Annotated in this window: 15 protein-coding genes; 9 read left to right on the forward strand and 6 right to left on the reverse strand. The window is 61.5% G+C overall.

What is annotated here, in order from left to right:
* Nucleotides 1–39 precede the first annotated feature (39 nt).
* Nucleotides 40–528 (forward strand): CDP-archaeol synthase, encoded by a 489-nt coding sequence (locus KMZ29_RS07485; protein ID WP_215623118.1) that lies wholly within the window; start codon nucleotides 40–42, stop codon nucleotides 526–528.
* A gap of 109 nt (nucleotides 529–637) precedes the next feature.
* On the opposite strand, the gene KMZ29_RS07490 is transcribed toward KMZ29_RS07485, so the two are convergent.
* From KMZ29_RS07490 to KMZ29_RS07515, 6 genes are all read right to left on the reverse strand, one after another.
* Nucleotides 638–1,576 (reverse strand): metallophosphoesterase, encoded by a 939-nt coding sequence (locus KMZ29_RS07490; protein ID WP_215623119.1) that lies wholly within the window; start codon nucleotides 1,574–1,576, stop codon nucleotides 638–640.
* A 44-nt stretch (nucleotides 1,577–1,620) separates the two neighbouring features.
* A complete protein-coding gene (locus KMZ29_RS07495; RefSeq protein WP_215623120.1) occupies nucleotides 1,621–2,826 on the reverse strand; it encodes an MFS transporter in 1,206 nt (401 codons plus the stop codon).
* A gap of 64 nt (nucleotides 2,827–2,890) precedes the next feature.
* A complete protein-coding gene (locus tag KMZ29_RS07500) occupies nucleotides 2,891–3,133 on the reverse strand; it encodes a hypothetical protein (protein ID WP_215605420.1) in 243 nt (80 codons plus the stop codon).
* Nucleotides 3,134–3,185: 52 nt separating this feature from the next.
* Nucleotides 3,186–4,484 (reverse strand): glycoside hydrolase family 130 protein, encoded by a 1,299-nt coding sequence (locus KMZ29_RS07505; protein WP_215623121.1) that lies wholly within the window; start codon nucleotides 4,482–4,484, stop codon nucleotides 3,186–3,188.
* The gene (locus KMZ29_RS07510) at nucleotides 4,435–6,807 is read right to left on the reverse strand and encodes a glycosyltransferase family 4 protein (RefSeq protein WP_215623122.1); all 2,373 of its coding nucleotides are present in this window, start codon (nucleotides 6,805–6,807) and stop codon (nucleotides 4,435–4,437) included. The genes KMZ29_RS07505 and KMZ29_RS07510 overlap by 50 nt, the downstream gene beginning before the upstream one ends.
* Nucleotides 6,804–7,742 carry a class I mannose-6-phosphate isomerase gene (locus tag KMZ29_RS07515; protein WP_215623123.1) on the reverse strand — a complete coding sequence of 313 codons (939 nt, stop codon included), beginning with the start codon at nucleotides 7,740–7,742 and terminating at the stop codon, nucleotides 6,804–6,806. The genes KMZ29_RS07510 and KMZ29_RS07515 overlap by 4 nt, the downstream gene beginning before the upstream one ends.
* A 607-nt stretch (nucleotides 7,743–8,349) precedes the next feature.
* On the opposite strand from KMZ29_RS07515, the gene KMZ29_RS07520 reads away from it, so the two are divergent.
* The 8 genes from KMZ29_RS07520 to KMZ29_RS07555 all read left to right on the forward strand — a co-directional run bounded on the left by KMZ29_RS07520 (nucleotide 8,350) and on the right by KMZ29_RS07555 (nucleotide 13,735).
* A complete protein-coding gene (locus KMZ29_RS07520; RefSeq protein WP_215623124.1) occupies nucleotides 8,350–8,670 on the forward strand; it encodes a hypothetical protein in 321 nt (106 codons plus the stop codon).
* A gap of 319 nt (nucleotides 8,671–8,989) precedes the next feature.
* Entirely contained in the window at nucleotides 8,990–9,376 is a 387-nt protein-coding gene (locus KMZ29_RS07525; protein ID WP_369810086.1) for a response regulator, read from the forward strand.
* Nucleotides 9,377–9,478: 102 nt separating this feature from the next.
* Nucleotides 9,479–10,264: a sensor histidine kinase gene (locus tag KMZ29_RS07530; protein ID WP_215606594.1), complete on the forward strand. Its 786-nt coding sequence runs from the start codon at nucleotides 9,479–9,481 to the stop codon at nucleotides 10,262–10,264.
* Between the two features lie 109 nt (nucleotides 10,265–10,373).
* Complete coding sequence (locus tag KMZ29_RS07535; RefSeq protein ID WP_215623125.1) at nucleotides 10,374–10,517, forward strand: hypothetical protein; 144 nt, start codon at nucleotides 10,374–10,376, stop codon at nucleotides 10,515–10,517.
* A 117-nt stretch (nucleotides 10,518–10,634) separates the two neighbouring features.
* Complete coding sequence (locus KMZ29_RS07540; protein WP_215623126.1) at nucleotides 10,635–10,877, forward strand: hypothetical protein; 243 nt, start codon at nucleotides 10,635–10,637, stop codon at nucleotides 10,875–10,877.
* A 263-nt stretch (nucleotides 10,878–11,140) separates the two neighbouring features.
* Nucleotides 11,141–12,262, forward strand: coding sequence for a DUF2336 domain-containing protein (locus KMZ29_RS07545; protein WP_215623127.1), 1,122 nt, complete (start codon nucleotides 11,141–11,143; stop codon nucleotides 12,260–12,262).
* Nucleotides 12,263–12,298: 36 nt separating this feature from the next.
* The gene (locus KMZ29_RS07550) at nucleotides 12,299–12,529 is read left to right on the forward strand and encodes a hypothetical protein (protein ID WP_215623128.1); all 231 of its coding nucleotides are present in this window, start codon (nucleotides 12,299–12,301) and stop codon (nucleotides 12,527–12,529) included.
* 90 nt (nucleotides 12,530–12,619) lie between these two features.
* Nucleotides 12,620–13,735 carry a Zn-dependent alcohol dehydrogenase gene (locus KMZ29_RS07555; RefSeq protein WP_215623129.1) on the forward strand — a complete coding sequence of 372 codons (1,116 nt, stop codon included), beginning with the start codon at nucleotides 12,620–12,622 and terminating at the stop codon, nucleotides 13,733–13,735.
* The last annotated feature ends 169 nt before the right edge of the window (nucleotides 13,736–13,904 follow it).

Below are 13,904 nucleotides of genomic sequence, written 5' to 3' on the forward strand. Positions count from 1 at the left end.
GTGCATGACGGATGATGCGAACCGCGATAGATATTCCCGATGGATATTTCTGCAATCCTGCAAGCGATGATCTTGCTGACGCTGGCCAACGGCACGCCAGTCGTTGCCAAGAGGGTCTTCGGGCCATCCTTTGCGCTTCCATTGGATGGCGGACTGACACTTTTCGATGGACGCCCCCTGTTCGGACCATCGAAAACCATCCGCGGGATCGTGTTTTCCGTTCTGGTGACGGCTTTGGGCGCGCCGCTGATCGGTCTGGATTGGAGCGTTGGTGTGATAGCGGCGGCTGCCGCCATGGCCGGCGATCTGTGCTCCAGTTTCGTGAAGCGCCGTTTGAATTTTCCGTCGAGCAGCCAGGCGCTCGGACTGGATCAATTGCCGGAATCGCTGTTGCCTTTGCTGGCATGCCGTGCCGCGTTATCGCTGACGGCCGTCGACATCGCCCTTGGCGTCGCGATCTTTTTCGTCGGTGAACTGATTCTATCCTGGGTTCTCTACCGCGCGCATCTGCGCGACGAGCCGTATTAGAGCGTTTTCAAGCGAAGTGGATGCCGGTTCGCGTGAAGAAAACGCGTCAAAACAAAAAGATTGAGCCCCGTTCCGATTCAATCGGAACGGAAAAGGCTCTTGCCAGCCCTCAGCCGCGCCGCAGGTGATGCAGGGTTATTTCGGGCGGACAGTTGAAGCGTACGGCGACGACGCTCGAACCGGCGCCGACGGAGGTATAGCCCTTCATGTCGTGATACTGCCAGGCGCCCGAGCCCATGCGCCGCGGCAACACGGATTCGAGCGTGATCGGAATCGATCCGGGCAGGCAGATCTGGCCGCCATGCGTGTGCCCGCTCAATATCAGATTGAAATCGGCGTGGGCGGCCTGGCGATAGATTTCCGGCGTGTGCGACAACAGGATGGAGAACTCGTCGTCGGGGATCTGTGACGCGGCCTTTTCGATGTTGTCGACCCTGAAGAAGTGAGCGTCATCGATCCCGGCGATATAGATCCGCTGACCGTCGCGCACGATCGCCTCGCTCTCGTTGAGCAGCATACGGATTCCCATGGCCTCGAGCCCCGGAACCATCTGGATGGTGTCGTGGTTGCCGAGCACCCCATAGACCGGCCCCTTCAGGTGTGCCCGTACCCGCGAAACCCCGTCCAGGGTGGCCTCGAAGGGTCCGAACGTCTTGCCGCGAAAATCGCCGGTCAGCACGCATACGTCGTAGCTGAGGTCGGCGACCAGTTCGACAAGGCGGCGCATGGCCGCCTCATTCATGTCGGCATGCATATCGCTGATGTGGAGCAGGGTGAAACCATCGAAGTGCGGCGGCAGGTCCTTGAACCAGACGTCGTTATGCCTGAGCACGATGCGTTCGGCATTTCTTCGGCCCCGTCCGTAGAGACCGGTCAGCCTGAGCGCGTTCCGGATCACCGAATGGACCGAGTACCAGTTCTCGAGGTGAAAGAAAGTCAGGCCCTGCCCGAACACTTGCGCCTCGTGATCGGTCTCGATCCCCAGCCGCTGCTTTGCATGCACCCGTCCGAGGCGCTGCTCCAGTTTCGTCAGAAGGTCTTCGTGCATTTGGCCACGTCCCTTGGTATTTCTCCGGTCGCTCACGACAGACATTAGCTGGCTGGTTTCGTTCCAGCCTTCATGGTGGCGGACATGATCAGCGCCGCCAATCCCGAAAACACCGCGCCGGCCAGGAACGTCGCCGTCGGTCCGAACGCTTGCCAGAGCCAGCCCGCAAGCACGCTGGCGATCAGCAGCGCCGCTCCGGCGACGAGATTGAAGAGGCCGAAGGCGGTGCCGCGCAGATCTTCAGGCGCGGTATCGGCGACGAGCGCCGATAGCAGGCCCTGGGATAGTCCCATATGCAGGCCCCAAAAGCCGACGCCGATGAAGACCGCGACAAGTCCCGGAGCGAAGGCCAGCGTCAGATCGGCGATGAACAGTGCGCCGAGCCCGCATAGCAGCAATTTCACCCGGCCTGCCCTGTCGGATAGAATGCCGGCCGGCGTTGCCGTCAGGGAATAGACGACATTCATCCAAACCAGCACCAGCGGGATCAGCGCCAATGCCAGCCCCTCAGCCTGAGCCTTCAGCACCAGAAAGGCTTCGCTGAACCGCGCCAGCGTGAACACCATGCCGATCGCAATGACCATCCAGAAGGATGGCGATAGACGCTTGAGGTCCTGCTTGTGGATCGGCCAGCCGCGCTTTGCACTTGCCTTGACGCCGTCCGGCTCCTGTACGCCGACCACGATCAGGAGCACGGCTAGCGCCGCGGGTACCGCCGCCCACCAGAACACGGCGCGGAAATCGTTGGCATAGAGCGCCATCAGGGCTACCGCCAGCAGCGGCCCCGTGAATGCCCCGACGGTATCGAGTGCCTGGCGGATGCCGTAGGCGGCCCCGCGGATCGCGGGTGGCGTCACATCCGCGATCAGCGCATCGCGCGGCGCGCCGCGAATACCCTTGCCGATCCGATCCACGAAGCGCGCCGCCAGAACCTCCCAGGCCGTGCTCGCCAGTGGAAACACCGGCTTGGTGACGGCTGCCAATCCGTAGCCGATGCCTACCAGCAGCTTGCGCTTGCCGATGCGGTCGGAAAGGGCGCCGGAGAAAAGCTTGGCGATTGATGCGGTAGCTTCGGCGATGCCCTCGATCAAGCCGACGATCGTCGTGCTGGCGCCGACGGCGGTCACGAGAAAGATGGGCAGCAGGCTGTGGATGAGTTCGGACGAGATGTCCATCAGCAGGGAGACAAAACCGAGCGCCCACACGCTGGTAGGCACGTCGCGCCAGGTTTTTCCGGTTTCGGAATTCATCTGGCAAATCTAGCAGCCCGTCGGGCACCGGTCTTGCGTTAAGTCAGCCCGTCGATGCCTTTGGTTAGCCGAAAGCTTCAGGAAATTGTCCGATACGGAAGATGACCGTGGGCTCGTCGTCATAGTCGCCCATCTCGGGATCGCCAGTGGATGAGAAGGCCACGACGCCGAGTTTGCTCAACGCCAGTCGTTCCGCCGTCCGGACCGCGCCTGTTGCCGTCTTGCAGGCTATCGGAGTATCGGCCTTCAGGTTTCCGCCCCTGCCGGCGTTGAAGGACTGGACGAAATAAGTCGTCTCGCGGGCCATGTGGTCTCCTTGCGCCCGTAGTCTAAGGCGCGGGCAACGCGCTTGATGGCCATCAACTCTTCATCGCCTGCATCAGCGCCGAAATCCTGATGGTCGCAAAATTGGAAAAGGTGTCCGACACCGCATACGGCAAGATGATCTGGCCGTTGTGCCGCATCGCCCCGCACGTATAGACGACGTTGGGGACGTATCCTTCGCGCTCGGACGGCTGGGGCCGCAGTAGCGGCTCGCGCGAACGCGCCAGCACCTTGGAGGGATCGTTCTTGTCGAGCAGCGCCGCGCCGATTGAGTACTTGCGAACCGGGCCGACGCCGTGCGTCAGCAGCAGCCAGCCTTCGTCGAGCTCGATCGGCGATCCGCAATTGCCGATTTGAACGAACTCCCAGGGAAATTCCGGTTTCAGAATGGCCTGGCCGCCGTCCCATGTGTGGAGGTCGTCCGAATAGATCAGATACAGGTTCTCGTTATCCTGTCGCGCGATCATCGCGTATTTGCCGCCGATCTTGCGCGGAAACAGCGCCATACCCTTGTTCCGTGCTGCCGTGCCTCTTAATGGCACCAGCCGGAACGACATGAAATCGCTGGTTTCGATCAATTCGGAACGGATCGCCCGTCCGCTATAGGCGGTGTAGGTCGCGTAGTAGGTCTTCCGGCCGTCGTCGCTGAATTCGACGAAGCGCGCGTCCTCGATGCCGTTCGACTGGGAATCGGTGACCGGAAAAATGACGCGCTCGCTGAGTTCTTCTTCGGGATTGAAAGTCAGCTCGACATGGTCGCCGTTCGGTCCGGATGCGCGGCGGCTAATCCGGGGGCTCGAGGCGAGCCGCGCCGTAGGGTCGACGGTCAGGCTGCCGTCGGCTGCGATGGTGCCGGCGCGAAACGTCAGCGACGACACATGGCCTTCGCCGATGGCGCGGAGACTGAGGATGAAACGCATGCCACCCTTCGGCGCGCCTGACTGGTCGGGATGCGGCACGATGCTGGGATTGAACAAGGCCGAGGCCTCGAACGAATATTCGTTGAGGAAATAGGCGCCGATCAGTTGGCACTGGGCTTTGGAAAAACAGCCGTGAGCCGCCAATGCCTGTTCCATCACCGCGGCGCGCGCCTCGAACGTCTCCAGCAGGTTGCGGTGCCGGCCCTGGAAGTTCTCCAGGACATCGGCGAGCTGGCTGGCGACGGTTTCGGAATCGAGTGCAAGAACCCGGTCGACGATGTGATTGGCGCGGGTCTTGTCGGTCGGGTTGAGATCGCGGGGTTCGGTCGCCGGCTTGAACGGTCGCACGATCACCCGCGCTGGGTCAGGACGAAGATAGAGCGCCTGCCGGTTCAGGAAGGTGGGTTGTGACACGATGTCCTCGGCTCGCTGGAAGGGGAGATGAAATTCGGGCGCCGACGGCGCGAAGTGCCGCGGGCCTTACCTGGCCGTCGTCGACCCGTGCAAGCTGACGAATCTCCGCAAGACCAAGCAGGTAGCACACAACCGACTCGCCGCCGCGATTTTCGTTGGCACGGTCGGGATGCAATCCGTCGCGGCAACTGCCGGTCTCGGGATCGGCCAGCGCGACGGAGAGGTCGTTGCTGCCGAGAAACCACGCGAAGACCCGCCTCGCCACGGCTTTCCATCCGGGATCGCCATCGGCGCGCCATGCAGCGACACAGGCTGAGATCGTTGCTGCGGCTTCCACCGGCTGCTGGTCGAAGGCGCTGGGCTGCTGCCGCTGTTCCCCGAATCCGGCTGTGCCGACGGGGCGGAAATGACCGGCTGGCGCCGTTTGCTGGGTCATCAGCCAGCGCAGCGTTCTCAAACCGGCCTCGACATAGGCGGGCGTTTGCGTCGCCATGCCCGTCATCATCAGGGCCTGCGGCAGGCGCGCGTTGTCGTAGGCCAGACCTTCTTCGAACCACACCCAGTCCGGTGTCTCGACCGACGCGAGAAGCCTCATCAGCCTGTCCGCAAGTACCGGCCGGACGTCCCGGGCGTGCAGATCATCGGGAGAAGCCGCACAATAGGCATCCAGACCCAGCAGCGTGAATGCCCACGCGCGGGGAGAGCCAAACGCTTGCGCGCTCGAAAGTGCTTCCGCGAACAAGGATGCGGCCCAGCGGCGTCGCGATGGACTGGCGTCGCTGCGAGCGCACTCGCCCAAAGCCCAGAGCGTGCGCGCGTGACTATCCTCCGAGCCGCTGGGTTCAAGCCAGGTCCGGCTGAAGCCCATGAAGTTGCGAAACCGCCTGGTGTCGGGATTCCACGCATGCTGCACAAAGGCGGCAAAGCGGGTCGTTAGAATCTCCGACAAGCGCTGTTCGTCTCGATTATTCAGGGCGCACGCCAACAGCAGCGCACGAGCGTTGTCATCGACGCAATAGCCGTGCGAGCGATCGGGTACAGAATGCACTGCGTGCTGAAACAGGCCAGTATCGTCGCACATCGACAGAAAATGATCGATTCGCATCGCGGGCAGGGCGGGGCCCTGTGGCCCGGGCACCGCCTTCCTCTCGGGGAGGGCAAGGGCCTGGAGCCAATGACCCTGTCGCGCATTCTCGAAGGCAGACAGGTAGCGTTCGGCGGTGCGTTGCCATGTCATCGATCGGCTGACCGCATAGGCGCGCTTGCATATCGCCTGGCGGCGAGAGTCGTCGGTGAGCAATTCCGCGATTTCACGGCCGGTCGCTACCGCGTCGCCAAAAGGAACCAGAACGCCGCGTCCGTCAGCCAGCAGCTCATGCGCGTGCCAGTACGGCGTCGAGACGACCGGCTTCCCAAGTCCGTAGCTGTAGGCCAACGTGCCTGATGTCATCTGCGCCTCATTGAGATAGGGCGTGACATAGACGTCGCACATCGAGATGAATTCGAGCAGCGTCGGCTGATCGACGAACTGATCGAGGAACACCACGTGGTCTTCGACGCCAAGCTCACATGCGCGCGCGAGCAGGCTTTCGCGATAGGCTTCGCCCTGGTCTCTGACCAGATTGGGGTGCGTTGCGCCGAGCACCACATACACTGCGTCGGGGCGGCGCTTCAGGATCGACGGCATGGCGTCGATCATGACTTCGATCCCCTTGTTGGGCGACAACAGGCCGAACGTCAGAACCACCGACCGTCCGCTAAATCCGAGCCGGGCCTTGGCCGCATCGGGACCGACGAACGCAACGTCGGGAATGCCGTGGGCAATGACCTCGATCTTGTCTTCGGGGACCTGATAGACGCTGCGCAGCAATTCGCGGCCCTTGTTGGCCATCACCACGATCTTCGACGAGCCTTTGACGATTTGCTCCATCACGGCGCGTTGCGCGGCCGTCGGCTTGGCCAGTACGGTATGGAGCGTCGTCACTACCGGCATGGTCAGGCGCGACAGCAGCATGAGGATGTGAGCCCCGGCCTCGCCGCCGAAAATCCCGAACTCGTGCTGCAGGCAAACCGCGTCGAACCGGCCGGCGTTGAGGAAGTCTGCGGCGCACACATATTCCTCGACATTGCCGTCCTTGATCTGCAAGGCGACCGAAGCGGGATAATCATAGGTCTGGCCGTGGTCGGTCATCGCCACGATGCCGGTCTCGAGATCCGGACGAGACGTTGACACCGCCTGCTGCAGGTCGGTTGTGAAGGTGGCGATCCCGCAACGGCGGGGAAGCGAATTGCCGATGAAGGCGATACGGCGGAGCGGCGTCATGTCTGGGCCTCGACAATCTCTTTCGGCTTCGGCAACGAGCGCAGGGTGGACGTGTCGGCAGATGAAGTCATTTGCTCTCCGGATTCCTGCAGCAACGACATGATCGGATCCGGTCCGGGATAAGCGATCAGAGCGCTCATCCCGTCGGCCCCGGCTTCAATGCCGGCACGATCGCCTTCGACAAACATTGCATCGCCGACCGACGTGCTTGCCATGTCGATCCGCGCATCCCCTTCGATCACGAGAACCCAGGTTTCCCGGTCGGCGTTGAGTATCCAATTCGAATTCGCCGGAAGATCAATCCGCTCAATGACGAAATGCGGGATGGCGGCAAGGGCCGTTCGAGCAGCGGTGAGGCGGCGCGGACCGGATTGGGCTTGAAGTGGCCCGGCGCAGGAAGCGGCAACCGCGTTGTCTTCGTGCAACTCGCGCGGCCGGCCATAATCAAACAGGCGAAACGTCGCGTCGCTGTGCTGCTGAATCTCGGCGAGCACGATACCCGCGCCGATGGCGTGGATCGTACCGGCCGGAACGACGATGATGTCGCCTTTCGTGGTCGAACGCCAGTCAACGAGCCCGGCAATCGAGCCATCCCTGATCGCTGCGCGCAATTCCTGTGGTGTGAGATTTCGTTTCAGTCCGACGGCAACCTGCGCGCCCGGCTTTGCCGAGAGGATATACCAAGCCTCGGTCTTGCCGTTCGGCAGTCCGATTGAGTGTGCGAATGCGTCGTCGGGATGAACCTGGATCGACAGCGGCTCGCTGGTGAACAGCAATTTGAGCAGCAGGGCGGCGGGTGGCGCAGTCTTGTCGGCACGCTGAAACAACAGCTCTCCGACGGCGTCACCTGAACCGTCGGTCAGGCTCCAGGGATGGAGATCGTTGACCCCCCAGGGCTTGTGCACGACCTGCACCGCGGCATGTTCGATAGGCATGGGTTGTCCTGACCGGGAACGCGCATATCGATGCGATATGCCGTTGGTCGATCCGTCATTAAGATTTAGCTAATGCGTCGCGCTTCGGGACATGGGCTGTTGCAGCGATCCGATGCGCTATTTGATAAGATGGCTACTCTGGCCCCCAATAGCAACTGCGCGCGTTCCCAAAAGTCTGTTAAATCACGGCGCATGTCCTGGGACACTTCGCGTAGCCTGACCTGAGTTCGCTGGTCGCTCAGTCTCCAGCGGGGTTTAATTCCCCCTCGGGCATCCCCACATAGCAATCATGGCTCACTGGCAAGCATCTATCACGCGGGCGCCGCCGAAGACGAAGGCTGAGCTGCGCCAGATGCTGACCGAGGCCGTCCGCAACACGCAGCCCAACGCGGACCACGGGGCGAAGCACCCGCCGAAGGTCAAGAAAGATCGCAGCTAGGGCGGCCTGCGTCGATTAGATCTGCTGGATCATCAGATAGATAACCCCCACCGCCGGAATCTTCGCGCGTCCACGGCCGAAGAATGACATTCGCTGGTCGGCTCCTGGAACCATTGTCGCGCGAGCCTATTGGCTTCCCGACACAATCACTCACTTTGGAGATATGCTATGAACAGTCTCGCGATCACTCTGGCAGTCGGGGCAAGTGCGCTTTTCATGACTGCGGCTTCCGCTGCACCGCTTTCCGCCGACGTATCAGTCTCACCGGGGAGCAATATTCAAAACGTTCGCATGGTCTGTAATGAAAACGGCCGTTGCTGGCGCGAACGCGGTGAACGCCGTGTCATCATCCGTGAGTCCGGTGATGCGTACGGATACGCTCCTCGTCGGCGTCATATCGAGCGCCGGGGGTACGACGACGAACGAGGCGGAAGTATTGGTTTCCGAGCGCCGGGTGTGAGCGTTGGTATCGGCACCGGCCGCTACTGAGTTGGAAAGAGAACCCGGAGAACCTCTCCGGGTCCTCCGATTCCTACAGACAGTGCGGCTGGAGTGGCGATGGCAATGTGTTCCGCGTGCTGCGATCGAACCCCGATGGGGTGGCTCAATCTGACAATGGAACTTTGAAGCCTCGAAAACATTCGCTCCTGGTCGCGATAACGCGGCTTCAAGGAGAAGCTCAAATGAACATTTCTTGCTGATAGCCGTCGGCGTAGTCGCGACCATGCCGGCGCTATCGGCTGCTGCAATACTGTGCTACAGGGCACACGCTGATGACTGCTTCACTCACGTACGAAATACCCGCTTAATGATGGTTCCGGATCATCCCGCTCCCGCCGCAGTCGTTCTCGTCGTTGAAGATGAGATGCTGCTGCGGATGCGCGCGGTCGATATGGTGGAAGACGCCGGCTATACCTCGGTTCAGGCTGTGGATGCTGACGAAGCCGTCACAATCCTCGAGTCCAGGTCCGACATCGCTTTGCTGTTCACCGACATCCAGATGCCCGGCAGTATGGACGGTTTGAAGCTTGCGCACGCGGTGCATGAACGATGGCCGCCGATCAAGATCATCCTGGTATCCGGGCAGTTGAAGCTGGCAGACATCGAAATTCCAGCCAATAGCCGGTTTTTCGGCAAACCGCTCGAGGCCAATATCATGATTGCCCAAATGCAGAGCATGATCGGTCACTTCTGACATCTGCATTACCGGGCGGAAACGGCGATAATCACCCTATTGTGCAGCAATTGCGACACAATTGATCTGACCGAGATACGACAGATGATGATACATTGAATGATGTTTGAAATCGATGATCACCTGGATAAGCGCCATTCGGACGGGGTAGTACCCCCACCGGAGTTTCTGGCAGCGGAGAACGTCAGCCTTCGGCTGCTGCTGGCGCAAGCCGAAATCGATGCTCAGGAATTGCTCGCTCAGGCCGGTATTGACGCCAAGGAGCGCGAGGCAGCTGACAAACTTCAGAAGCTGATCCTGGAAGAGCTTCACCACCGCATCAAGAATACCTTGGCGACGGTCAGCGCCATTGCCTCGCAGAGCCTGCGCAACGTGCCGGGCGCCGAACACGCGCAGCACGCTATCGAAGGCAGGCTGCTGGCTCTGGGGCGGGCTCACGACCTTCTCTTGCAGGCAAGATGGACCAGTGCCGATCTCGGGAAGATCGTTCGCGGCGCCACCGAAGCTTTCGACAATCCCGATATGCCGAAATTCACGATTGCGGGACCTGATGTCCGGATGACGTCGGGAGCCGTGATCGCGATTGCGATGACCCTCAACGAACTCTGCACCAACACCACGAAGTTCGGCGCATTGTCGGTGCCTGCCGGCCGCGTCGACATTGCCTGGACGCTTGATCCCAGGATGCAGCGTCTGCATCTGATATGGACTGAGAAGAACGGTCCCGCGGTTCGGGCTCCGGATAACCGCAGTTTCGGCACACGATTGGTCGAGACGCTCGGCAAGCAACTCAAGGGCGATGTGCGTTTGACCTATGAGCCCAGCGGCTTCGTGTACGCCTTCGACGTGCCCCTGGCATCTCTAACGGCAATATCACCTGGAGCGTAGCGTGCTGCCACCGCGACCGCCGAAGCCGATCCGATGAAATCGGACCGGCTCGTCGGCTATGACCTGAAGTCACCAACCTGAACGGACGACCCCCTGAGAGGAGGACGTTATGGAAGAATTCATACACCGCGAAAACCTGATCATCTTCAAACGGCAGCTTACTGGAGCCAAAAACGATGCCCGTCGGCAGGTGCTCTTGAAGCTGCTGGCCGAGGAAGAAGCAAGGGAAATGCCGGCGAAAGCGGCGAAGTAGGGCCGCCTCAGTTGGCACCTCTGTTTCATCGTGCGGAAACAACTGTGAAGACCGGAACGACAAACCACACCGCAAACACCAGCGCAGCTACAAACTCACGCGTGTGTTGAGTCAGAGTTGATCTCGCTTCTCATCCAGGGTGGCGAGTGTCGTCACCGCACCAGCACGGGGATTGCCATGCTTTCAGTCTTGATCGGTGTCTTGATCATTTGCATCGTAGGTGCAATTTGCTTTTGGGCCATTGACAAGTTTGTCAATGAAGCCCGCCTCGCAAACCTTCTCAAACTGCTTGTGGTTCTGATCTGCCTGGCGGCGATCCTTCAACGGGTACTGCCGCTGGCTGGGATTAACTGGCTGTAAGCGAAAACTGGGAATATTGGAGCCCCGCGGTCGTCGGCTCACATTCGCCGGAAATACGTGAAATTTCGACGATCCCAGCCGGTCTCCGAAGCCCAAAGCCGGCTTTCCCGAGCAGCGGGCGAACAGATTCATCGGCATTTTAGCGAATTTTTAGAGATAATACTTATTCGCCGACTTTACGGAAAAATCGCGTTTGCAGCGTAGGATCCAACCCGCGCAGGTGCCGTTTGCGCGTGTTGGTCGCGACTTAAGGTCTAAGAAAAATGAGTGGGGCAAAATCCTTCCTGAGGGATCTCGACCAGGCGGTTTCGCGGGGAACGGCTGAAAGCCGCATGCGGGCGTTGTGGCATACGACCGATCTGATGATCACCGGCCGCTACAGCGAGGATGAGATCTGGACCTTCGGCGAGGTCATCGGACGGCTCGCGGACGAGATTGAAGTAGCGGCCCGCGCCCAGCTCGCAAGGCGGCTGGCCCGCTTCGAGAAAGCCCCGGTCAATATCATCCACAAACTCGCCTTTGACGATTCGATCGACGTCGCCGGCCCGATCCTGGAGGAGTCCGAACGGCTGGAGCCTTATGCCCTGGTCGCCAACGTCTGCACCAAAGGCCAGCCGCATATGCTCGCGATCTCGAAACGGGAGACGCTCGAGGAATCAGTGACGGACGTGCTGGTGACCCGGGGCAACAGCGAGGTCGTGAACTCGGTCGCCACCAACAATGGCGCGCGTTTCTCGGATTTCGGTTTCCTGCACATGATTCAGCGGGCCGAAGGCGATTCCATTCTCGCCGAGCAGCTCGGCCTTCGCGAGGACATTCCCAGGCATCTGTTCCAGCAGCTGATCGCCAAGGCGACGGACGACGTGAGAAAGCGGCTCGAACGCGAGCGTCCCAACATGATCGACCAAATTCAGTCCACGGTGACCGATGTTGCGGGCGAGCTGCAATCCAAGTTCGGCCCGGTATCGCGAGGCCATTTTGTCGCAAAACGGGTGGTGACGACGCAGCATCGCCAGGGCAACCTGAATGAAAAGAGCATCTCCCTCTACGCCAGGTCCCACAGGCTCGAGGAGGTCACGATTGGGCTGTCTTTGTTGTGTTCGTTGCCGAGCGATGTGATCGAGCGCGCCTTGCACGACAGGAACAGGGAAACGCTGCTGATCCTCGCCAAGGCCCTCGACTTTTCGTGGGAGACCACGATGTCCCTGCTTTTCCTCGGTGCGAAAGATCACCGCATCACCGCGAAAGACCTGAGAGACCTGGAAAGCGATTTTGGCCGCCTCAATGTCGAGACGTCCCGAAGCGTTCTGGAATTCTATCAGTCGCGCAAGAGCATCGGGGACACCTATGCCAGCCCGAAGCGGCAGGCCGCCGTCGTGCAATGATATCACCGCTCTAGAACAGGCTCGGGAGTATCGGCAATGAACGCATTCACATTCGGAACTTCCATTCGCAAGAGCTTCGGTGTTGCCTCCAGCGAGCCGAAGCCCGAAGCCTCCTCGGTGGACATGGCCTGGCTCGTTCTCGAAGCCGCGAACGATCTCGGCGACGAGGCGGCCATCGCAGCCTGCCGGCGGGTGATCGATGCGAGCCTCAATGGCACGCCCGCCCCGCCATCCGACGTCCATCTCATCGCCGAATATTTCAGGTGATTTGGGGCGCTGCGGTCGGGCGCAGCCCGGCTCGCTCGCGGCCATGCCGGACGTGGTTGGCGAATCCGGCGCGATCATGCACCATGAATCATGGACTCGCTTGCGGCCGTTTTTCGTGAAGTCGGCGCCCCCGTCTCGATCGAGCGCATCGCGCTGGATCCCCCGGGGCCTACCGAGGTGCTGGTGCGCATTGCCGCGGTGGGCCTGTGCCGCACCGACTATCACGTCATGCGCGGCGAGCGCCGTGTCGCCATGCAGCCGATGGTGCTGGGCCATGAGGCCGCAGCCGTCGTCGAACAGGTCGGCGGCGCGGTCACGGGCATCAGCTCCGGCGATCACGTCGTTCTCACCTTCATCCCCGGCTGCGGCAAATGCCACTGGTGCCGGCGCGGCCTGCATCATCTGTGCGCCGAGGGCGCGCGCATCACGCAGGGGCCGCAACTCGACGGTACCTACCGCCGGCGTGACCGCGACGGCGCGGCGGTCGGCGCTTTTTGCATGATCGGCGCCTTTGCCGAGCGCGCCGTCGTCGATCAGGCCTCCGTCGTCGTGATCGGCAAGGACATCCCGTTCGATCTGGCCAGCCTGGTTGCCTGCGGCGTACCGGCCGGCGTCGGCGCCGCGCGCCAGCGGGCGCGGGTGCAGCCAGGGCAAAGCGTGCTGGTGGTGGGCTGCGGCGGCGACGGCATGAACGTGGTTCAGGGCGCGCGGCTGTGCGGCGCCGCCAGGATCATTGCCGCCGACATCGTGCCGGCCAAGCTCGACTGGGCGCGCGAGTTCGGCGCGACCCATGGCGTCAACGCGCAAGGCGAGGCGCTGATCCGCGCCGTGCATGGGCTGACGGACGGCATCGGCGTCGATCACGCCTTCGTCTGCATCGATCCGCCCTCGACCCTGCTGCCGGCGTTCCGCGCCACCGCCAGGGGCGGCAACGTCGTGGTGACCGCGCTGACGCCGGACACCGTGACCGAGATCAAGATTCCTCCGCTTGAATTGTTCGTGACGCAAAAGGCGATCATGGGTGCTGTGTACGGCTTTGCCAGTCCCCGCCTGCAGATCCCTGAGCTGCTGGCGCTGTATCGCACCGGCGAGTTGAAGCTGCGCGAACTGATCACGCGCACCTATCGTCTCGACGAAATCAACCGCGGCTACGCCGATCTCGAGGCGGGCAGGAATCTGCGCGGCGTGGTGGTGTTCGAGGGCTAGGTTCAGCCGGCCCCGAGCGCGACCGCGATGTCGTAGATCGCAAGGCTCGCCGCATCGACCGCGATCGGGATGGGATCACGTTGGGGGACGACGACGGACCATTGTTCTTTTCGTGCCCGGACGCGGCGCTGCACGCGTGCTGCGGGCCGAGCATTCTACTTTGCATGGG

The sequence above is a fragment of the Bradyrhizobium sediminis genome (assembly GCF_018736085.1).
In the GTDB taxonomy this organism is placed as follows: domain Bacteria; phylum Pseudomonadota; class Alphaproteobacteria; order Rhizobiales; family Xanthobacteraceae; genus Bradyrhizobium; species Bradyrhizobium sediminis.

What these genes read in the sequence shown, in the direction of transcription:
- KMZ29_RS07485 (WP_215623118.1), top strand. Translation starts at nt 40, where the DNA reads ATGGATATTTCTGCAATCCTGCAAGCGATGATCTTGCTGACGCTGGCC.
- KMZ29_RS07490 (WP_215623119.1), bottom strand. Translation starts at nt 1,576, where the DNA reads ATGCACGAAGACCTTCTGACGAAACTGGAGCAGCGCCTCGGACGGGTG.
- KMZ29_RS07495 (WP_215623120.1), bottom strand. Translation starts at nt 2,826, where the DNA reads ATGAATTCCGAAACCGGAAAAACCTGGCGCGACGTGCCTACCAGCGTG.
- KMZ29_RS07500 (WP_215605420.1), bottom strand. Translation starts at nt 3,133, where the DNA reads ATGGCCCGCGAGACGACTTATTTCGTCCAGTCCTTCAACGCCGGCAGG.
- KMZ29_RS07510 (WP_215623122.1), bottom strand. Translation starts at nt 6,807, where the DNA reads ATGACGCCGCTCCGCCGTATCGCCTTCATCGGCAATTCGCTTCCCCGC.
- KMZ29_RS07515 (WP_215623123.1), bottom strand. Translation starts at nt 7,742, where the DNA reads ATGCCTATCGAACATGCCGCGGTGCAGGTCGTGCACAAGCCCTGGGGG.
- KMZ29_RS07520 (WP_215623124.1), top strand. Translation starts at nt 8,350, where the DNA reads ATGAACAGTCTCGCGATCACTCTGGCAGTCGGGGCAAGTGCGCTTTTC.
- KMZ29_RS07525 (WP_369810086.1), top strand. Translation starts at nt 8,990, where the DNA reads ATGATGGTTCCGGATCATCCCGCTCCCGCCGCAGTCGTTCTCGTCGTT.
- KMZ29_RS07530 (WP_215606594.1), top strand. Translation starts at nt 9,479, where the DNA reads ATGTTTGAAATCGATGATCACCTGGATAAGCGCCATTCGGACGGGGTA.
- KMZ29_RS07535 (WP_215623125.1), top strand. Translation starts at nt 10,374, where the DNA reads ATGGAAGAATTCATACACCGCGAAAACCTGATCATCTTCAAACGGCAG.
- KMZ29_RS07545 (WP_215623127.1), top strand. Translation starts at nt 11,141, where the DNA reads ATGAGTGGGGCAAAATCCTTCCTGAGGGATCTCGACCAGGCGGTTTCG.
- KMZ29_RS07550 (WP_215623128.1), top strand. Translation starts at nt 12,299, where the DNA reads ATGAACGCATTCACATTCGGAACTTCCATTCGCAAGAGCTTCGGTGTT.
- KMZ29_RS07555 (WP_215623129.1), top strand. Translation starts at nt 12,620, where the DNA reads ATGGACTCGCTTGCGGCCGTTTTTCGTGAAGTCGGCGCCCCCGTCTCG.